At 36.8% G+C, this 18,395-nt stretch carries 21 protein-coding genes; 13 read left to right on the forward strand and 8 right to left on the reverse strand.

The window, feature by feature from the left end:
• Nucleotides 1-31: 31 nt before the first annotated feature.
• Both ACMAZI_RS04115 and ACMAZI_RS04120 read left to right on the forward strand, forming a co-directional pair.
• Nucleotides 32-874, forward strand: coding sequence for a flagellar motor protein MotB (locus ACMAZI_RS04115; protein WP_114705466.1), 843 nt, complete (start codon nucleotides 32-34; stop codon nucleotides 872-874).
• Entirely contained in the window at nucleotides 834-1,760 is a 927-nt protein-coding gene (locus tag ACMAZI_RS04120; RefSeq protein ID WP_167849479.1) for a pseudouridine synthase family protein, read from the forward strand. Before ACMAZI_RS04115 ends, ACMAZI_RS04120 begins: the two co-directional genes overlap by 41 nt.
• Here the strand turns inward: ACMAZI_RS04120 and ACMAZI_RS04125 are convergent.
• Nucleotides 1,710-2,210 (reverse strand): hypothetical protein, encoded by a 501-nt coding sequence (locus ACMAZI_RS04125; RefSeq protein WP_120405299.1) that lies wholly within the window; start codon nucleotides 2,208-2,210, stop codon nucleotides 1,710-1,712. The two genes, ACMAZI_RS04120 and ACMAZI_RS04125, sit on opposite strands and share 51 nt — an antisense overlap.
• Before the next feature lie 90 nt (nucleotides 2,211-2,300).
• Here ACMAZI_RS04125 and ACMAZI_RS04130 point away from each other — a divergent pair, with 90 nt between their 5' ends.
• From ACMAZI_RS04130 to ACMAZI_RS04145, 4 genes are read left to right on the forward strand one after another with little or no spacing between them, the layout of a single operon-like run.
• Nucleotides 2,301-3,086, forward strand: coding sequence for a WYL domain-containing protein (locus ACMAZI_RS04130; RefSeq protein WP_114705463.1), 786 nt, complete (start codon nucleotides 2,301-2,303; stop codon nucleotides 3,084-3,086).
• 12 nt (nucleotides 3,087-3,098) lie between these two features.
• Entirely contained in the window at nucleotides 3,099-3,689 is a 591-nt protein-coding gene (locus tag ACMAZI_RS04135) for a septation protein IspZ (RefSeq protein ID WP_412473722.1), read from the forward strand.
• Nucleotides 3,676-4,422, forward strand: coding sequence for a protein kinase domain-containing protein (locus ACMAZI_RS04140; RefSeq protein WP_114705461.1), 747 nt, complete (start codon nucleotides 3,676-3,678; stop codon nucleotides 4,420-4,422). The genes ACMAZI_RS04135 and ACMAZI_RS04140 overlap by 14 nt, the downstream gene beginning before the upstream one ends.
• Entirely contained in the window at nucleotides 4,412-5,185 is a 774-nt protein-coding gene (locus tag ACMAZI_RS04145; protein ID WP_412473721.1) for a PP2C family protein-serine/threonine phosphatase, read from the forward strand. The genes ACMAZI_RS04140 and ACMAZI_RS04145 overlap by 11 nt, the downstream gene beginning before the upstream one ends.
• Here the strand turns inward: ACMAZI_RS04145 and pheA are convergent.
• From pheA to ACMAZI_RS04165, 4 genes are read right to left on the reverse strand one after another with little or no spacing between them, the layout of a single operon-like run.
• Nucleotides 5,182-6,003, reverse strand: coding sequence for a prephenate dehydratase (gene pheA / locus ACMAZI_RS04150; RefSeq protein WP_114705459.1), 822 nt, complete (start codon nucleotides 6,001-6,003; stop codon nucleotides 5,182-5,184). The genes ACMAZI_RS04145 and pheA overlap by 4 nt on opposite strands.
• Nucleotides 6,000-6,731 carry a prephenate dehydrogenase/arogenate dehydrogenase family protein gene (locus ACMAZI_RS04155; RefSeq protein ID WP_412473720.1) on the reverse strand — a complete coding sequence of 244 codons (732 nt, stop codon included), beginning with the start codon at nucleotides 6,729-6,731 and terminating at the stop codon, nucleotides 6,000-6,002. The genes pheA and ACMAZI_RS04155 overlap by 4 nt, the downstream gene beginning before the upstream one ends.
• A complete protein-coding gene (locus tag ACMAZI_RS04160; RefSeq protein ID WP_334678081.1) occupies nucleotides 6,731-7,888 on the reverse strand; it encodes a pyridoxal phosphate-dependent aminotransferase in 1,158 nt (385 codons plus the stop codon). Before ACMAZI_RS04160 ends, ACMAZI_RS04155 begins: the two co-directional genes overlap by 1 nt.
• A gap of 29 nt (nucleotides 7,889-7,917) precedes the next feature.
• Nucleotides 7,918-9,009, reverse strand: a complete 1,092-nt coding sequence (locus ACMAZI_RS04165; RefSeq protein ID WP_412473719.1) for a chorismate mutase — start codon at nucleotides 9,007-9,009, stop codon at nucleotides 7,918-7,920.
• 388 nt (nucleotides 9,010-9,397) lie between these two features.
• Between ACMAZI_RS04165 and ACMAZI_RS04170 the strand changes: the two genes are divergently transcribed.
• The gene (locus ACMAZI_RS04170) at nucleotides 9,398-10,102 is read left to right on the forward strand and encodes a hypothetical protein (RefSeq protein ID WP_412473718.1); all 705 of its coding nucleotides are present in this window, start codon (nucleotides 9,398-9,400) and stop codon (nucleotides 10,100-10,102) included.
• Nucleotides 10,103-10,154: 52 nt separating this feature from the next.
• On the opposite strand, the gene ACMAZI_RS04175 is transcribed toward ACMAZI_RS04170, so the two are convergent.
• Entirely contained in the window at nucleotides 10,155-10,592 is a 438-nt protein-coding gene (locus tag ACMAZI_RS04175; protein WP_412473717.1) for a 6-carboxytetrahydropterin synthase, read from the reverse strand.
• A 76-nt stretch (nucleotides 10,593-10,668) separates the two neighbouring features.
• Nucleotides 10,669-11,157, reverse strand: a complete 489-nt coding sequence (locus ACMAZI_RS04180) for a hypothetical protein (protein ID WP_412475109.1) — start codon at nucleotides 11,155-11,157, stop codon at nucleotides 10,669-10,671.
• Between the two features lie 88 nt (nucleotides 11,158-11,245).
• Here ACMAZI_RS04180 and ACMAZI_RS04185 point away from each other — a divergent pair, with 88 nt between their 5' ends.
• The 5 genes from ACMAZI_RS04185 (at nucleotide 11,246) to ACMAZI_RS04205 (ending at nucleotide 16,063) form a co-directional block, all read left to right on the forward strand.
• Complete coding sequence (locus tag ACMAZI_RS04185; protein ID WP_120405292.1) at nucleotides 11,246-13,573, forward strand: DNA polymerase II; 2,328 nt, start codon at nucleotides 11,246-11,248, stop codon at nucleotides 13,571-13,573.
• On the forward strand, nucleotides 13,570-13,851 hold the full coding sequence (locus ACMAZI_RS04190; RefSeq protein WP_114705452.1) for a hypothetical protein: 282 nt from the start codon (nucleotides 13,570-13,572) through the stop codon (nucleotides 13,849-13,851). Before ACMAZI_RS04185 ends, ACMAZI_RS04190 begins: the two co-directional genes overlap by 4 nt.
• 79 nt (nucleotides 13,852-13,930) lie before the next feature.
• The gene (locus tag ACMAZI_RS04195; RefSeq protein WP_158536736.1) at nucleotides 13,931-14,155 is read left to right on the forward strand and encodes a YggT family protein; all 225 of its coding nucleotides are present in this window, start codon (nucleotides 13,931-13,933) and stop codon (nucleotides 14,153-14,155) included.
• 75 nt (nucleotides 14,156-14,230) lie between these two features.
• Nucleotides 14,231-15,058, forward strand: a complete 828-nt coding sequence (locus ACMAZI_RS04200; RefSeq protein WP_412473716.1) for a hypothetical protein — start codon at nucleotides 14,231-14,233, stop codon at nucleotides 15,056-15,058.
• Between the two features lie 141 nt (nucleotides 15,059-15,199).
• Nucleotides 15,200-16,063, forward strand: coding sequence for an FtsB family cell division protein (locus ACMAZI_RS04205; RefSeq protein ID WP_412473715.1), 864 nt, complete (start codon nucleotides 15,200-15,202; stop codon nucleotides 16,061-16,063).
• Here ACMAZI_RS04205 and ACMAZI_RS04210 read toward each other — a convergent pair.
• A complete protein-coding gene (locus tag ACMAZI_RS04210) occupies nucleotides 16,008-16,532 on the reverse strand; it encodes a DUF192 domain-containing protein (RefSeq protein WP_120405290.1) in 525 nt (174 codons plus the stop codon). The genes ACMAZI_RS04205 and ACMAZI_RS04210 overlap by 56 nt on opposite strands.
• A gap of 30 nt (nucleotides 16,533-16,562) precedes the next feature.
• On the opposite strand from ACMAZI_RS04210, the gene aspS reads away from it, so the two are divergent.
• The gene (gene aspS, locus ACMAZI_RS04215; RefSeq protein ID WP_233500229.1) at nucleotides 16,563-18,362 is read left to right on the forward strand and encodes an aspartate--tRNA ligase; all 1,800 of its coding nucleotides are present in this window, start codon (nucleotides 16,563-16,565) and stop codon (nucleotides 18,360-18,362) included.
• The last annotated feature ends 33 nt before the right edge of the window (nucleotides 18,363-18,395 follow it).

Here is an 18,395-nt window from a genome sequence, read left to right on the forward strand (position 1 = left end):
AATACGAATTTGGTGATCAAGGAGTAAGACCATGGCAGATGAAAGTGCTGCAGCAGTAGATGAAGGAAATGTAAAATGTCCACCGTGTGAAGAGGGTTTACCGGGGTGGATGGCCACGTTCTCCGATCTGGTTACACTTCTACTGACATTCTTCGTACTTCTATTATCGTTTGCAAAGACAGAAACAGCAAAGTATGAAGCCGCTCTAGGTTCGATTCGTAATGCCTTTGGAGGTAACGTTCTTCAACAAGGTGAAGTTATCCAAAAAGGTAAGTCTCCAGATAATTTTCCAACAATGATGGAATCTCAAACTCCTATCCGTCCTTTTCCAATTGAGTTTCTAACGATGGAAGGGATCCTTGATAAGCATGAAATCAATCGCGGCTCAGATGAGAGCCTAAAAAATATGCGCTATGACCTTAAAGAGTTTAACCTCAATGAAAACGTCACTGTGTATGAGCAAGCTGAGGGCATTGCCGTTCGACTTAAAGATAAGATTTATTTTAAGCGAGGCTCAGTTGAAATTGATTCAAATAAAATAGCGGTTTCAAGTTATCAGAGAATGATAAATCTTCTTAAAAAGAGGAATTGGAAGGTCTTTGTTATTGGGCATGCCGCTCGCGGTGAAGTCTCACGAGATGGAAAAAGTGATGCTTTAGAGCTGTCTTCAGCAAGAGCAACGGCCGTAACAAAATCACTCATTAGGCGCGGTGTCGCACCAGAGAGAATCTCAACAGTATTCTATGGTGATACACGTTTAACTGATCTTCCAGGTAGTTCTCAAATGGAAGTTGATCGTGAAAATCGCAAGGTTGTCTTCTTAATTAGAAAACGTGACCTTGAAGACAATGGCCATAAAGTCGATGCACAATAAGAATTTCTGTAATCTAAATGCAAAAAATACTTTAAAGGAGTTTCTCAAAGAGGAGCTCCTTTTATCTAATAAGGCCATTAAGACCTCATATATTTCTAAGAATGCTCTTCAATCCTCACTGAAGGAAAAAGGTGAGCTCTACCTTCCACATGATCTTCTAAATCGCTCTCTTGTAAACCCAATTTATCATGGGCCAGAAATTGAAGTGATTGAAGAAAATGATATTTTCATTGTTGTTAATAAGCCTCATGGAATCCATGGGCATCCAATGGATTATAGCGAAACCAATACAGTTTTAAACTTTATGAGAAAGAGATTCAACCTTTCAAGCCTTGGTAAAAAGGGAGGAGATTATGAAAAGGGCCTACTTTATCGCTTAGATCAATTAACAAGTGGTGTGCTAATTTACATAAAAGATGAGCTTATTCACCAAAACCTTAGGGACTCTTTTGGACAGATTGCAAAGGAGAAGACCTACCTTGCAATTGTTAATGGTAAAGTTGAAGAAGAATTAAAATTAGAAGATCGACTCATCTCCTCAGGAGTAAAAGGTGAGAAGATGATTATTAGTGAAGCTGGTAGTGAAGCATGTCTAAAGCTTCGTCCTCTTTATTATCATGAAAGCAAGGATCTTAGTCTTGTGGAAGTCAGTTTATATGAAGGTCATCGTCATCAAATACGTGTTCAACTTTCAAATGCAGGCTTTCCAATTGTAGGGGACCCTATTTATAACGATAATTATCAAAGTGGAGATAAGCGTCTATATCTTCATGCCTATCAATATTGCTTAGAGGTAAATGGCCACTTGTCTTGTTTTAAAGCAAAAACAGCTGATTTATTCTGTGATCTCTTGGACTTGAATAGTCTGGTGGATGTGGCGAGCTAAGTTATTCTTATTCTTAAGTGTAGCAAGTTTTACAACATATTTTCCTTCAGAAATCGAAGAGAGGACCATCTTTGGGTGAACTAATTTGACGACAACCATCATTGTTCTCTCAAGGCTTTCTGGTAGAGCGTACTTTGCAATAGAGATATAAGAATTTGCCAACGCCTTGTACATTTCCTTACGTAGAATCTCTTTATCTTCGATATTTTCTGGAATAACTTTTACGTCTGCTGGAATCGTTACTTCTAAATTATTATCATTACATCTTAGAGTCCAAGAAGGGTGAAGGTACTTGTCTAGGCGCACCTTTACTGAGCGACAAGACGTCGCCTTCATGCTTTGGGCCCTTTGCTCAAACATGTTGTTGTCTCTAAGCTGAAATAAAAATAAAATAAAAATTAAGATTCCAAAGCCTAGCACTGGGTTTTTTAGTAATGATTTCAGTACCATGGCCTTATTATCTCATTAATTTCTATAAAAATCACTAAAGGAAATCATGGCCATATCCGATAAATATAGTAGGTTATTTAAGGAGCTGTAATGACGTCATTTTCGTCTATTGAAGATCAAAATTTTTGGAATATCCTATTCCATTTAGAAGAAATCAGAAAGCCAGTGGACCTTGTGTCTTTCTTGAGAAAAAACGAAATAAATCGTGATGAGTTTTATCTCTTCTATGAGAAATCTCACTTCTACGGACTGGCAATTGACCTTCGTCCAAAGAATGAAGAATTTCTTCTTATGCCACTTTCTTGGCGTCGTGATTATGGAGATATTCTTCTACAAAATAATGGTCACCGTGAATTGATTAAAGATATTCAAGCTGCATCAAAAGATGGGAGGGTTTGTGAATTCAAATTCCTGGATCAGTCGAAGAAGAAAGTTCGTCCATGGCGAGTTGTTCTTTCCCAAAATCTTTATAAGGTAATTAGTGAGGATGTTCAGACTAAGCAATTGATCACAATTGATATGAATGAGGTGGAGGATATTGAATTCCAGGAATTCGATTATCGCTCTCTCTATTCTCGTTTTGAGATAGAGGAGTATATTAATGCCTTAAGGCATATTGATGGTAGTGATCAACGTCTCGTTCTTAAGGTTGAATATGGATTTGAAATTCCACCGATAAGTAATCTAATTTTTCTTGGTCATCCTTATTCCACGACCAATCAATATGGAGAGTTAATTTGGGCAGCGTCAGTTGAAAAGTCTCTCTACCTTTTTGATTGGCTTTATTCAATGCGTGATAATATTGAGATCCTTGAACCAAGTGATCTTCGTGATGAATTTGAGGAGTTTTGCCAGAAAAGAAAAAACGTCGCATAATTCAAATTAATTATGAAAAAGAATAACTTATTTCTAATCTCGTTTTTGCCAGCACTGCTTTATTGGTATCTGGAGGAGACGCAAACAGTAGAGATCGCCATTATTGGTGGGCTATCACTTGCTATTTTAGAAATCGCTTTTGAAAAGATATTCTTTAAACATATCCACTCAATTTCAAAACTAAACTTTGTGATTATCTTGATTTTGGGGCCAATTTCTTTAATTGGAAAAGATGGAGTGTGGTTTAAGCTTCAACCATTCTTTACTGGAATATTTCTTTCTATATTCTTGATATTTAATTTAAAAAGAGGAAAGAGTTTGATGCTTACGATGATGAAGGACATGGAGAAAAAAGTCCCCATGCCTGAATTTATTATGGAAAAAATAGAATATCATCTAGCATTCTTTTTGCTAATTAATGGTATTTTTATGGGATACTTAGCAATCTATGAAACAACTTCGACTTGGGCATTCTTCAAGTCTATCGGCTTCTATTTGGTGTTTCTTGTTTTCTTAGTTGCCGAGATCTTTGTTATTAGAAAATTATTTAAGAAATATATGTTAGAGAAAATGAATTTTGGAGAGCAGTATGGCGAGCATTAAGAAAAAAGATATGATCGAGTCATTTGATCTTGCTCCTGGGCGAAGAATCGCTAGCCGCTATATTGTTGTTGAAAGACTTGGTGCTGGATATGAAGGCGAAGTCTATAAAGTTAGAGAAAAGCACACCAATATCATCCGAGCTGTTAAAATATATTTTCCACAAAGAAATGAAAAATTCAAAGTTAGCACTCGTAGTGCCTTAAAACTTGAAAAACTTATGTATAGTCCAATTGTTATGGACTGCTTATCTCATGAAATCATTACACTTAAGAGTCAGAAGGTCGCTTGTCTTGTTTCAGAATTTATTGAAGGGGAGATGCTAGATGACTTTATTAAGAAACAAAGAGGAAAGCGCTTAGACGTTTTCTCTGCAATTCACTTACTTTATTCCATTGTTTGTGGTGTCGAGTCCATTCACCTTGAAGGTGAGTATCACGGAGACCTCCACACTGAAAATATCATCATTCGCCGCTTCGGTTTAGAGTTTGATCTTAAGATCATTGACCTTCACCATTGGGGTGATTCAAAAAAAGAGAATCGCGATGAAGATATTATTAAAATCATTCGCATCTTCTATGATATTCTAGGAGGACAAAAGCATTACAAAAAGTTATCACCTTCCATCAAGTACATTATTTGTGGACTTAAAAGAGGGATGATCTTAAAACGATTTAAAAATATACGAATGCTTCGTTCTCACTTAGAAACAATGGATTGGTCGGATGCCATTTAAGAAGATTATCTGTGATATTAACGAATTTGAAAGTGATCTCTTTGATTTTGGAGATTATCGAATTGGTTATTTTATTTCTCGTCATAAATACAAAGAGGGAACAGAGCAAAATGAAGACTCTCTTTTTATAAGTGGGGATGAGAAGTCTTTCGTATTTGGTGTTGCTGACGGTGCTGGTGGCCATCCTAGAGGACGAGATGCTTCCGTCGCAATCAGTGAAGAGATATCAAAGTATAGCGCAAATTCTAATAGCCTTGATTTAATAGAGGCCGCTAATCAAAAAGTTAATGATCTAAAGGCCGGTGCACGTGCTACATTGGCATTTGCAGAAATCAAATATGATAATATTAGATTCTATCACGTGGGCGATTCTGAGATTCTTTATTGGAATGCTCATGGAAATGAACTCTATACTTCGACTCCACATTCTGGAGTAGGGCATATGGTTAAGGCCGGAGTCCTTGGGCAAGAGGAGTCCTTAAGCCATCCTGAAAGAAATTACGTTAATAATCTTATGGGTGATGATCTTATTAAAATTGAGTCAACTTCATCGTCTATTATGAAAAAAGGGCACACTGTACTTATCGGTAGTGATGGACTCTTTGATAATATTCCACACGACACTCTTACTGAGCTTATTGGTCAAGGTGGCTTTGACAAATCTTTTGAGGATCTCGTTAACTTCTGTAAAACTCAAACTGAAGATAAGTGGCTTAAGTTTGATGACACATCATTTGTCGTTATAAGAAAAGTTAAGGCCTAAAAAGAACCAGCAGGGTAGCTTCCAAGAATCTTAATATCATTTGCATCACGCTTTAATTCCTTAAGGCATTCTTGCACCTTCTTATCATGAAGGGCACCCATGAAATCAACATAGAAGATATACTTAAATGGTTGATGGGGAATTGGGCGAGACTCAAGTTTTGTCAGGTTGATATTGTAACTTGCAAAGACTTGAAGGCATCCAAGAAGTGCTCCAGGATGGTGCTTTGTTGTAAAAGCGATCGATGTCTTTTCTTTTCCAATTCCTGTTGGAATATTTTTCTCTTTTACAAAAATTAGAAAGCGAGTGTAATTATCCGCTTCATCTTGAATCTTTTCTTGAATGATATTTAGTCCGTAATAGTCGGCGCAAAGACGAGAGCCAACACAGGCTTCTGTTTCTGATTTTGAATCAGAGATAATTTTTGCAGAACCAGCTGTATCAAATTCGGCAACAGGCTTTAGCTTCTTTTCTTTAAAGAAGCCGTGGCATTGTGCCAAGGCAATCGGGTGAGAATAGACAGCTTTGATTTTATCTGTCTCCACACCCGGATTTGCCATGAGGCAATGATTAATTTCTAGATAGAGTTCGCCAATGGCAAAGAAGTCATGTTTAAAAATTAAATCCATATTGATATCGACATTGCCGACAATACTATTTTCTATAGGTAAGATGGCACAGGCGACGTCTTCGTCTTCTAGTGCTTGGCAGACATCTTCACTTAGGGCAATACCGATAGCTTCAACATCTTTTCCAAAATATTTATAAAGGGCCTCTTCTGAATAAGATCCTTTCGTTCCTTGAAAAGCTACTTTCAATCTTCTAACCTTTTAATCACTTTACTAAAAGAAGCGAGGAATTCTTCTCTCGTTTCCTTGGCGTATTTATTATGTTCATTCATATCTGCAAATAACTCCCAAGAGTCATTCTCAACGGTTTTTAGAATTTTAAGAAGTCTACGATATCCCTTTGTATCGATGGCAAGCTTCTTAGCATCCATATCCATCAATGTTCTTCCTATCATGTGAGTGAGTAGAAGAGAGTGGGAGATTTGTTTATCGTGCTCACTTGCTGTTGTTTCTATAACTTTAATTCCATGAAAGCGCATGAACGCACAAATCTTTTGATAGAGTTTGTCCTCAATTCGTACCGGACAAACAGCAATCTTTGTTCCAAATAGGGTTTCTCCTGCTGAGTCTGGCCCAAACATTGGGTGAGTTGCAAGGATACTCACTGATTCAGGAAGATGCTTTTTCATAACTTCAACGGGCATCTCCTTAACGGAACATACGTCCACAAGGAGAGCATCTTTTGAAAGTTTTGGAGCTATTTCTTTTATTACTGATTCAAATTTATTCATTGGAACAAATGGTATAACGATTGGGTTCTTACAGACTTCATCTAGAGACTTGAAGCGGCATCCCAGTGCTTCAACTTCCTCTTTTACGTCTTGGTTAATATCGTAAACCTCAACTGTAAAATCTTCTTCGAGGTATTTTGATATTAATTTACCTAGTCGTCCAAAACCAATTATACCAACTTTCATTATGCTAAAACCTTTTGAATTTTTTCATAAGCTAATTCGATTCGCTCTACTGTATCAGTAAAGGCAAGACGAATATAATTATCCATACCAAAGAATTTTCCTGGAACAAGAGCAACACCTGCTTCTTCAATGAGCTTTTGCACCATCTCCATCGAGTCCTTAACAAGGCCTTTTTCAATATAAGGAGTAATGTCTAGAAATAGATAAAACGCCCCTTGAGGTTCATTTGTTTTAAATAATTGTGAAAAGAGCTTAAAGGCTACATCTCTTCTTTCTTTCATCGTTGATAACATCTCTCCAATGATTTCCTCTTGGTGCTTAATTGCATTAACCGCTCCAAGTTGAGTGAAGGAAGGGATATTTCCACAAAGATGGCCCTGAAAACTATCAACTTTCTTTATGAAGTCTTCATGAGCAACCATATAGCCTACGCGAAATCCAGTCATACAAAACGTCTTTGAAAAGCTTTGGATTGATACGGATCTCTTGGCGATTTCTTCACCAAGCATAAGAGGTGAGATGAATTCTGTGTCGTAAGTGAGACTTTCATAGGCTTCATCACTTACTAACATAAGATCGTGCTCGATACATAGTTTACCTAATTCAGTGAGCTCTTCTCTGGTATAAACAACCCCAGAAGGATTATTAGGCGTGTTGATATAGATTGCTTTTGTCTTTTTAGAAATTGCTTTTTTAATAGCGTTAATATCTAAGTGAAAATTCTCTTTTGAATTAACAAAGATAGATTCTCCTCCTGCAAGTTTAATACTTTCAGGAATTGTTACCCAATATGGAATAGGAACAATGACTTCATCTCCGTCATTAAGAATTGATTGAAAGGTGTTAAAAATAATCTGCTTTGATCCGTTACCCACGAGAATGTTTTCTTGATGAATATCTGTTTTACAACGCATGTTGAAGTAGCCAGCAATGGCCGATCGAAGTTCTGGTTCACCTCGAACGTACGAGTATCTTGTTTTTCCAGCTTTTAAAGCTTCATAGATTGCTTCAAGAATACTCTCGCGAGGAGAGAAGTCGGGCTCACCAACATTGAGGCCAATAATATCTCTACCTTGATTTCTAAGGTTTGTTATTTGTGCTGCAACCTGGATACTTCCAGACGGAGCAATTCCGTTTACTCGATCAGATACTTTCATAATTTGATTATAACACCTATCTATATGAACTAAGATTCTTTTTTAAAATCATTCATCATGCGTGTTTGTTCTCTAACTGATTCAGTGTGAATTGCATGGTAGAGTTCTTCAACAAATCTTGGGTCGAGAGAAAATTTCTTACCCTTCTCAAGGCGGTCTTTCATAAGAGCATCCATTCTTCCTACTTGAAGTGGAGTTACATTATTTTCACTCTTAAGCTTTCCAATTTGCTTAACAATATTCATACGCATATGCATCATCTCTAGAATATCATTATCAACTTGATCGATCTTATTTCTAAGTTTGTTTAGCTCATCTTCAAAACCATCATTCAGGCCAATAGCATCTCTTACTTGTAGGTGAGTGATAATATCGTGAAGCATTTTTGGAGTTACCTGTTGAGCGGCATCACTTAGTGCTTTTTCCGGTGTAATATGTGTTTCAACCATCACACCATCCATGTTCATATCCATGGCCTTCTGACAAACTTCTCCAATCAGGTTGCGATTCCCTGCAATGTGAGATGGGTCACAAATAATCGGAAGCTCTGGCATTAGTCTTTTAAGTTCAATAGGAATTGCCCAGTAAGGCTTATTTCTATACTTTGTTTTTTCAGCACTTGAAAAACCTCTGTGAATGGCAGCTAGTTTATCAAGTCCTACTGCTGAAAATCTTTCAATAGCACCCATCCAAAGTGCAAGGTCTAAGTTGATTGGATTCTTTACCATTACAGGAATGTTGACGCCTCTTAAGGCATCAGCAATTTCTTGAACGGCAAATGGTGAAACTGTTGTACGAGCACCAATCCAAAGAATATCAACGTTATGTTTTAAGGCAAGTTCAACGTGAGAAGCGTTGGCCACTTCAGTTGTAATAGGAATACCAAAGTCTTTTTTTACTCGCTCCATCCAAGGAAGGCCCACAAGTCCTACTCCTTCAAATGTATTTGGGCGAGTTCTTGGTTTCCAAATTCCTGCACGAAAGGCATCAACTTTTCCGTTGGCAACTAGCTCTTTGGCGATCTGATAAACCTGCTCCTCACTTTCTGCTGAACAAGGTCCTGCAATAACGAGTGGTCTTTCTTTAATATCCATCCAAGAGTTTAGTGGCGCAATTTTCATAACTTTGATCCTTTCTTTTTTAGTCAACTATATATTACTCGTAGCAATATAATTCAAGTGTCTTCGATACTTTATCTCATCGAAAACACCTTAATATTTCTTAATTTTTCATTTTTTAAAGAAAATCAATGGAATTATTTGCTGATGATGCTCATCTTTGTCACTTTTGGAATTTTTGGCACTTCTTAATTGAGCAATATTAAATATTTGTATGAGTAAACTCTTTCTTTTCTCAAGTTGACGAGTTTGTTCAACTTTTAACTTTTCAATGTCGATTAGCCTTTATGACTTTTATGAATTGTTCCAGGTGCTTTTTCTTTTTCATGATCAGTGAAAAGTATCCAGGAACCTAAAATACTTTTAATGTAAGTTTGAGTTTGGAGACGAGATGAAAAAAGAATTATTTGAAAGAAGATCAAACCAATTCTTTCTTATAGTATTTATAACTTGTTCTATATTAGTATTTGCAGGAGCTTGTAATAATGGTTCTTTTGGATATTTCTCAGCTATTCCATTTTTTATATGTTTACTTGTTTTACTAAAGCATGATTTCGAATTTTTTATATTTCCATTTATATTTGTAATTTTTATTAGTTCTCTATTCTATTATTTGAAAATAATTGATAGTCGTTTGTTTCTTAGCGGAGTAGGAAAAACTATTGTTACTATAAAACCAGTCTGTATTAATAAAAGTGATTCAGAAGCAAGGTACTCAACTTTAACTCACCTGTATCTATGCAATGAGAAGAATAATGATAAATATACATTTATTCCTCGAGGTGTAGAGTTTGAAATATATGAAGTGAATGTAAGTAATGGAGACTTTGGAGAATCATATTCTTACCATGCAAGAAATGATGACATAGAGTTCTTTGAATATGAATTTAATGGCAACTTTAAACTGAAAAACTCAAACAATACTTTTGATATAAATGATATAAGAAATCCTATTCTTTATGGGATATCATGGCTAATGGTCTGGCCTATGCTGTTAGGTGGAGTTTTTGCATTACCTCTCTTTCCTGTAATTCCTTTTGTACTATATAAGTTTAGTGAGGCTGCAATGGAAGAGGAAGCTCAGGGAGAAATATAGGAACTTGAGTACACGGTTTCTGAAATCACCCTAGGAACCGCGTACTTAATAATTATGGAATATAAATTGCTGAGTTTTTTTCGTTTTCTTTAACTTCAAGGCGAGAAATCCAAACGCGACCGTCTGTTTTCTTCTTGATTAGCTCGCTCATTTTTTCATAAACGTACTGAGCTGTTCCTTCCATTCCTGCATTTGGAAGAACGCGAAGTTGAACAACTCCAGCTTCATCGAGCTTCTTAAATTCTTCCATAAATGGATCATCTTGTGATGCCAGGAAAGTGTGGTCAAACATATCATCAAGCCATGCCTTCACATCTTTAAGATCACCAAAGTCCATAACCCACATTTCTTTTGTTAGCTGTGAACATTCAAATTCAAAGTGAAATGATCTTGAGTATCCGTGAACAAAGCGGCAGTGAGATTCTGCTTTCCACTGACGGTGAGTACATGGGAATCCGTAAAAGTGTTTTGTTGATTTAAAAGTGGCCATAATTATCTCCGTTTAAGTGCAATAACATTAGCATATTTGAGATAATCATGGCCACTTTAATAGCCTGAGGGAGAGGCTATAACTTGATAGTTTTTAAGTCTTCATTAATTTCCTTAGAGGCCTTCTTTGTGAAGATGAGAGTAGGGGCATACTTAAAGGCCAAACCAAGGACTAAGAGAGTTTGGATAATGAAGATGTTTCGATTTGTGTCGGGTCCTCCTTGTAATGCACTAGTGTCAGAAGCCGACGGGAACCAACGTAGTGCGATGAAAAGCAATGCTGTCGGCAAGAGCATATTGACACATCCATTGTAAACACGTTCCTTAGCGTTTTTAGGGGGATTAATAAATTCATTAACAAGGGTTAGGGCCAAGGAACAGAGGGCCAATAAGCCGAATACCACAGGCATTGCAGCGTTTTGGAATACTTGGATCGAAAGCAGGGACAAAACGCCAAGAAACATATAGCTAAGTAAGCGATACTTCTTGCCTTTTTGACCCTTTTCCGAAAAGTAGTCCACGAGAAAAACTAAATTAAATAGTGTAAATACGATTGTTATTGTCATGCCCTGCATATCGGGGAAATGACGAATCACTAAACTTAAGAAATGTATAAAAAAAGACAAATCAGATTTAATAGGATAGTGTATTTTCATGACGGAAATCATTCATTGCCAAGGCTTTATTCTTCAAGACCAAATTATTGATCGCAACGATCATATGGAGTTAGTCTATTGGGTTAAGACTCCAGAGGATGTTGTTAAAGTTATTATCACAACTGAAAAACCTCTGTTCTTTATCGAGTCTGATGTGGAACTCAATATGAGTTTTCAAGGAGAGAGAAGAAAACTTGGCCTTAAGGCCTTCAATGGCCGAACGGTTGATGGAATTTATTTCAATAAACACAAAGATCTTTTAGATACACGTGAGCATTTCCATAAAAACGGTATTCGTACTTATGAAAGTGATGTTAGACCAAATGAGCGCTTTCTTATGGAGAGATTCATAAATGGTGAAGTTATGCTTCAAGGTCCATGTCAAAAGATCGGCAAAACTCGTGTCTTTACCAATCCACAAATTAAAGCATTAACTGATCAGCATCAGATACCAAAGTTTAATATCATGTCCATTGATATTGAAACGAGTATGGGAGATGATCTCTATTCAATTGCTATCCATCAAATCGGTGAGGCTGAGTATAAGAAAGTCTATATGCTTGATGAGTCTCGAACATATACAAATGATGATTTAACTCATTTCTATGGGAGTGAGAAAGAATTATTGAATGCATTTATTAATGAATTTCCAACATACGATCCAGACTTTATTGTGGGGTGGCATGTTGTTGGCTTTGACTTAAACTTTCTTGATCGAAAATGCCAAAAACTAGGCTTAAGATTAAACCTCGGCCGTGATGGCTCTCAAGTTCGTTTACGTGAAAGAAAAGGGGCAGGCTGGTTTTCTACAATAGCCGGACGCCAAGTTATTGATGGCCCACCAACATTGAGATCGGCCTTTTACTCATTTGAAAACTTTAAACTCGATACAGTCGCAAGTGAAGTTCTGGGAACGAATAAAGATATCTCTGCGACGGGAATGGAGAAAGTCGAAGAGATCACAAGACGTTTTAATGAAGATAAACATGCCTTAGCAAAGTATAATATTCTCGATTGTACACTCGTTTTAGATATCTATGAAAAATTACAAATCTATGATCATCTCTTTCGTCGTGTTCAATATAGCGGGATGCTAATTGATCGACTTGCCAGTTCAACTCGATCTTTTGATCACTTATACTTACCACGCTTACATCGTAAAGGATTTATCGCCGGTAATACTTTAGATATTGATAAAGAAAGTGCATCTCTTGGTGGACTTGTGATTGAAGGAACAAAGGGATTACACGAGCACGTTGTCGTCTTAGACTTTAAATCTCTTTATCCAACAATAATTAAAACATTTAAAATCGATCCTCTTTCTCGTTTAAGAGGAGATGTTAATGGAACACGTTTAAAGAATGGTGTTTCATTTTCAAAAACAGAACATATTCTACCTGAACAGATCGACTACCTCTTAGGACAAAGAGAGATTGCAAAGCATCGCCAAGATAAGAACCTTTCTCAAGCAGTAAAGATTCTTATGAATTCATTCTACGGTGTTATGGGCTCTGGTGGATGTCGTTTTTATCATGCTGATCTTGCCACTTCTATTACTTCAACTGGCCAATGGTTACTTAATGAATCCATGAATCATGCTAGAAGTTTGGGCTATGAGGTTGTCTATGGTGATACTGACTCTATCTTTGTTAAATTAAAATTCTTAGATGTTTCTCAAAAAGATAAAGCAGCTAACTCTCTTGCGAGGAAAATTACTAATCATCTTGCAGAATTGATTAAAAGAGAATTCAATGTGGAATCATTCTTAGAGATGGAATACGAGAAGTATTTTAAAAAGCTGTTTATTCCTGGGATGAGGGGATCTGAGCAAGGAGCTAAAAAACGCTATGCTGGATTGCTTGGTAATGATGAATTACACTTTTCTGGAATGGAGTTTGTTCGCTCGGATTGGACAAAGGCCGCAAAGAATTTTCAATTTGAAATTTATAAAATGTTCTTTAAGGACGAATCACTTAATGAATATATTAAGAGTTATGTGAATGACTTAAAGAATGGAATTTATGATCAGGATCTTGTTTATTCCAAGAGACTATCAAAAGATATCAGTGAATACACAAAGTCGAACCCTCCTCATGTAAAAGCAGCAAAACTTTTAAAAGAGAAGGAGCCAGATAAAGATATCCGTCAAATCAGTTACTTGATGACGTTACACGGGCCAGTACCAATTGATTTATCACCTCGTGATATCGATTATCAGCACTATATCGATAAACAACTATCTCCTGTCGCAACTGATGTGCTAAGATTTAAGGGTATCTCCTTTGACGATATTGTCATGGGTTCTCAAATGAGTTTATTTGAATGATGAAACGATATAAGAAGAATTGGACATTTTTTGGCGTCTTCTTTCTCCTCTTGGGTGGAAGTTATGTTCTTTTTAAAAGAGATATCTTTCTCTATGTTTGTGAGAATGAAAATAATGCTCCAGCATGCTTCTTATTATCTGATCTTTATCATCAAGATGGCCTCGCTGCCAAGTCACAAAAATATCTTGAGCTTTCTTGTCAGAATAAGTACGAAATTGCTTGTACTAAGCTTAATAAAGCACCTAAAGAAGCTTTAAGCTCTCCAATTGTTAAATAGTTTTAGGTTTTATCTTTTGCTTGTGCTTGAACTTTTTTAGGAAGTTCTATATTCTAATTGCCAATCAAGGGGATTAATTTTGATTCGCACACTAATCGATATTTACATTTTTATTCTTATCATCGATGTCATCATTTCTTATATTCCACAATATAAATCTCATCCTGTTGCCATTAGAATTAAACAGATCTCAGATTATACTTGTGGCCCTGTGAGAAGAATGTTGCCAGAGATGGATATTCCATTCGATATCTCTCCAATGATTGTTATTCTCGTTTTAAAGATTTTTGTCGCAATTTTTTAACGCGTCCAAATTCTTGCCAACACGTAGCAAAACCCTTTAGACTATAAAGTATATGTATTACCTACGGAGGGGTTGGTGCACAACGAGTTTGATTTTCTCACACAAGAGACATTTAACCTTAATACACAAGACGAAATTTTAGCAGACGACGATTTTAGAAATGAGTTTTTATTCGGCCACTCGTCTGAACAAATAAATAAAGAAGTTCAAAAACAAGATTATCCGCAAACTTGTGGACTCGTGTTTAATATCGTTAAGAGTAGCTCAACTTTTAGTCTGCGTGGAGTGATCACAGATAATATCAGTGACACTTTTGAGGCGGCTTTAATTGGTGATACTGCGACCTTAAAAGCTCTTCGTATCGACCAAGATGAAGTTTCTAAGTCTCTTTATTATGAGGTTGATAACCTTGACCTTGCTCAGGTTATTTTTGATCAGGTATTCAATAAGAGATTCCCATTAGAAGAAGATCTCATTTGTAATATCTCTGACCCTGGCTTTAGCTGGTGGTATCAAAGAAGTGACGATGCGATTCGCATTAATTTCAAAAGTCATAAACTTGAAGGAAATGGCCAGCGCTTAAAGCTTGGACCAATTGGTGATGTATGTATTGCTAGCATCTTATTTTCTCGTTTAGAGAAGTATCTTGAGAGTAAAATGTCCTTTCTTGAATACAATGTTTCAGAAAAGCATTTTATTATTAAGCCAAAAGATCGCTTTCACCGAGTATTTGACGAATTATCAGCACTATTTGAAGAAGGTGAGTTAGATCGTGATGCTCACATCTTAAAAGGGCTTGATGGCACTTTGAACCTCTACTTAAAAGAATTAGCTACAATTCGTAAGTTTTGGCTTCGTGTAGAATCACTTAATACGGATCAAGGATTTAATTTACTGTCATAATGGCCGAAAGCTTTTGACGGTGCGTCACGAGAAGATTTCCTACGGAAAAAGACTTGTGTCATTTTTTGAAACGCATTAAAATATTGATATTGGGAAAAAAAGTGTTCATGAGGAACGCTTAGCAAAAAACAGGATGTAAGTTTGCAATTTTCACTAGGAAGGAACCGTGGTCCAGCGTCGTCTGGTGCCTCTACAAATTCAACTAGTTCAAATCAGTCTAATTCGAGAAGTGCGGCGATGCAAAAAGCAATCGAGCGCAATCGTGCAAAGATGCAAAGACGTCAAAGTGATGCAGGTTCTCCACCTCCAACACCAGGAAGTCGACCATCTCCTCAATCACGTATGCAAGCGAGTGCTGCGAGTGAAGCGCCTAAATCTTCTGGTTCATCAGTTTTAGCAAAGCTTAGAGAGCAGAGAGTGGCAAAAGAAGCACAAGCTTCAGCGGCCGGAGCAAGAAGAGCATCAATGTCAGCTCCATCTTCATCTGCAAGGCCATCAACAACTGCATCAGCAGCAACAAGAAAACCAATTACTGATTCAAATAATATCGAAATGTCTTCACCACTTAGAAAGAAGACCACAGCACCGGCCGCGCCGACTTATGCACAACAATCAGAAGCTAAATCTTTAACGAAACCAAAAGCTAAAGTTTCAGCAAAGAGAAAAGTTAAGTCAAAGTCGAGAAAGAAAGGCGAGGTAACGAGCTGGGGTGTTAAGCTTTGTTGGGGGTTTTGTCTATTCCTATTAGGTCGCTTAATTTTTTCTCAAGGTGGCGTTATTGAATACTTTGATAAGAAATCAACTCTTGATCAAGCTTATCATGAGGCCCATCTCTTAAAAGAAGAGAATGCCGGACTTATGAAGGAGCTAGAATTAATTCGCACAAATAATAAGTATAAGAAGAAACTTGTTCGCGATCACTTAGGTTATATCGCACGTGATGAGTATCTTATTCTATTCCCAGAGAATTCAGAAACTTCTGTGAGAGGGCTTTCTTCCATTTAAGTTGGGAGCCCTTCGTTATCTTCAATTTCTTTGCCATTCCAGCATGTAATTCTAAGACAAATTGGCTTTGATAAGGCTTTGTTATTGGAATCTTCTTAGGGTTTTCTCGGCTAGGGTAATGAGGAAGAGTTTCAATGGCCACAACTTTAAAATTCTTATCGAGAAAAATAATATCTAAGTCAAAGAATGTATTTGGCATCCAAAACTTTAGTGGCATCATTCGACGATAAACAAAGAGTAAACCTTCGTCTTTTTTCATGGCCTCTGATTTGAGTCCACTTAGTCCTTGGCGTTTCTCTTTTTCGCTTACGGCCCAGGATACCTCAATTTCTTTCTTACTAGGTGTGATCATCGTGTTTACACCCCATTTTTTATTGATAAATTGACCATGACTAGGTGTGGCGTAAAACAAAACGACTGAGTAGAAAAAAATACTGAGAATATGTGTAGAATTTGCTATAAATTTCATACACAAAAACTATATATCAAGAGGATTAGCATGTCACAGATTAAGGGTTTGATGAGAACTCACAATTTAGGAGAATTAAGGGCCGAAGACATCGGTAAGAAAGTAACACTATGCGGTTGGGTAAATAAGAACCGCGACCTAGGTGGACTTACTTTTATCGATTTAAGAGATAAGTTTGGTTTAACTCAGCTTAACTTTACAAATTTCAAAGGCGACGTTGATCTTCTTAAAAAGTGTCACCTCGAATCAGTTATTATGATTAAAGGTGAAGTGGCAAAGCGTCCAGAAGAAGCTTTAAATAAGAATATGCCAACAGGTGAAGTTGAAGTCCATGTTGAAGAATTAGAAGTTCTATCAGAGTGTGATATTAACAATATTCCATTTCTTCCATATGGAGCGACTGAAGCAACAGAAGATAATAAGCTTAAGTATCGCTACCTTGATCTAAGAACAAAGAAGCTTCAAGATATTTTAAAACTACGTTCTAAGATTACTTTAGACGTTAGAAATACAATGCACGAAAACGACTTTATTGAAGTTGAAACTCCAATTCTATATAAGTCGACTCCTGAAGGTGCTCGTGACTATGTTGTTCCTTCTCGTGTTCATCCAGGTCACGTTTATGCACTTCCACAGTCACCACAAACACTAAAACAACTTCTTATGATTGGTGGAACAGATAAGTACTTCCAAATTTGTAAGTGTTTCCGTGATGAGGACCTTCGAGCTGACCGTCAGCCAGAATTTACTCAAGTGGATATTGAAGTTTCTTTTGCGACAGAAGAGTACATGAAGAATCTTGCAACAGATCTAATGAAAAATATTTTTGAATTAGAATCAGATTATGAGATTCCTGTAATGAATTATAACGATGCCATGAGAGATTATGGTTCTGATAAGCCAGATGTTCGTTTCGGTCTTAAGCAACATGTTGTTTCTGATCTTTTTAAAGAAACTGAATTTGGTGTTTTTAAAAATGCTATTGAATCTGGTGGAATGGTTAAGGCCATGTTCGTTCCTGCAACGATGGGAACTTTTTCACGTAAGATCCTTGATGGTTTTGTAAACGTTGTTAAGCCATTTGGTGGAAAAGGCGTTGCCTTCTTTAAAGTTGAAGAGGGGAAAGCATCTGGTGGTATCTCTAAGTTTATCACTGACGATGTGCTAGCTAATCTATCAAGTCTTCCAGACCTTGATGGTGATTCAAAATCTGGAACATGGTTATTCTTTGCTGATAAAGAAGAGATCGTTCATGACAGTGCAGATGCTCTACGTCGTCACCTTGGACAAGAGCTTAAGCTTATTGAAAATAGTGATAAGAAATATGCTTTCTTATGGGTAAATGACTTCCCATGCTTTGAAGCTGATGAAGAAAGATTATACGCAAAACACCATCCATTTACTTCTCCAAAATTAAGTGAAATGGATAAGTTTATGAATGAAGAAATCAGCGTGAAAAACGAAGTTCTAAAGAATCTTCCAGCTCAAGCATATGACCTCGTTTGTAATGGTTACGAGCTAGGTGGTGGATCGATTAGAATTCACAATGGTGCTGTTCAAGAGAGAATGTTTGAAGTTCTTGGAATGAGTGAAGAAGAAGTTGAAAAGCAATTTAGCTTCTTTGTTAATGCACTTAAATATGGAACTCCTCCGCACGGTGGGATTGCTCTAGGGCTTGATCGTATCACAATGGTAAAGGCAGGAACTGACAATATCCGTGACGTTATTGCATTTCCAAAAACAACGACAGCAAGTGATATGATGTCGAATGCTCCTTCTGTTCCTTCAAAAGAGCAGACTGATGAACTACACTTTAGTTTCTTAAAATAATCCAATCTTCCTCCTGTTGCTAATGCGGCAGGA

It is taken from the genome of Halobacteriovorax sp. YZS-3-1, from assembly GCF_047084945.1.
Taxonomy (GTDB): Bacteria; Bdellovibrionota; Bacteriovoracia; order Bacteriovoracales; family Bacteriovoracaceae; genus Halobacteriovorax_A; species Halobacteriovorax_A vibrionivorans.

Bases quoted from the DNA above. Each gene is read 5' to 3' on its own strand.
- ACMAZI_RS04165 (WP_412473719.1), bottom strand. From the start codon at position 9,009: ATGAAAATTGCGCCACTAAACTCTTGGATGGATATTAAAGAAAGACCA.
- ACMAZI_RS04130 (WP_114705463.1), top strand. From the start codon at position 2,301: ATGACGTCATTTTCGTCTATTGAAGATCAAAATTTTTGGAATATCCTA.
- ACMAZI_RS04175 (WP_412473717.1), bottom strand. From the start codon at position 10,592: ATGGCCACTTTTAAATCAACAAAACACTTTTACGGATTCCCATGTACT.
- ACMAZI_RS04185 (WP_120405292.1), top strand. From the start codon at position 11,246: ATGACGGAAATCATTCATTGCCAAGGCTTTATTCTTCAAGACCAAATT.
- ACMAZI_RS04170 (WP_412473718.1), top strand. From the start codon at position 9,398: ATGAAAAAAGAATTATTTGAAAGAAGATCAAACCAATTCTTTCTTATA.
- ACMAZI_RS04115 (WP_114705466.1), top strand. From the start codon at position 32: ATGGCAGATGAAAGTGCTGCAGCAGTAGATGAAGGAAATGTAAAATGT.
- ACMAZI_RS04210 (WP_120405290.1), bottom strand. From the start codon at position 16,532: ATGAAATTTATAGCAAATTCTACACATATTCTCAGTATTTTTTTCTAC.
- ACMAZI_RS04160 (WP_334678081.1), bottom strand. From the start codon at position 7,888: ATGAAAGTATCTGATCGAGTAAACGGAATTGCTCCGTCTGGAAGTATC.
- ACMAZI_RS04190 (WP_114705452.1), top strand. From the start codon at position 13,570: ATGATGAAACGATATAAGAAGAATTGGACATTTTTTGGCGTCTTCTTT.
- ACMAZI_RS04125 (WP_120405299.1), bottom strand. From the start codon at position 2,210: ATGGTACTGAAATCATTACTAAAAAACCCAGTGCTAGGCTTTGGAATC.
- ACMAZI_RS04135 (WP_412473722.1), top strand. From the start codon at position 3,099: ATGAAAAAGAATAACTTATTTCTAATCTCGTTTTTGCCAGCACTGCTT.
- ACMAZI_RS04180 (WP_412475109.1), bottom strand. From the start codon at position 11,157: ATGACAATAACAATCGTATTTACACTATTTAATTTAGTTTTTCTCGTG.
- ACMAZI_RS04145 (WP_412473721.1), top strand. From the start codon at position 4,412: ATGCCATTTAAGAAGATTATCTGTGATATTAACGAATTTGAAAGTGAT.
- ACMAZI_RS04155 (WP_412473720.1), bottom strand. From the start codon at position 6,731: ATGAAAGTTGGTATAATTGGTTTTGGACGACTAGGTAAATTAATATCA.
- aspS (WP_233500229.1), top strand. From the start codon at position 16,563: ATGTCACAGATTAAGGGTTTGATGAGAACTCACAATTTAGGAGAATTA.
- ACMAZI_RS04140 (WP_114705461.1), top strand. From the start codon at position 3,676: ATGGCGAGCATTAAGAAAAAAGATATGATCGAGTCATTTGATCTTGCT.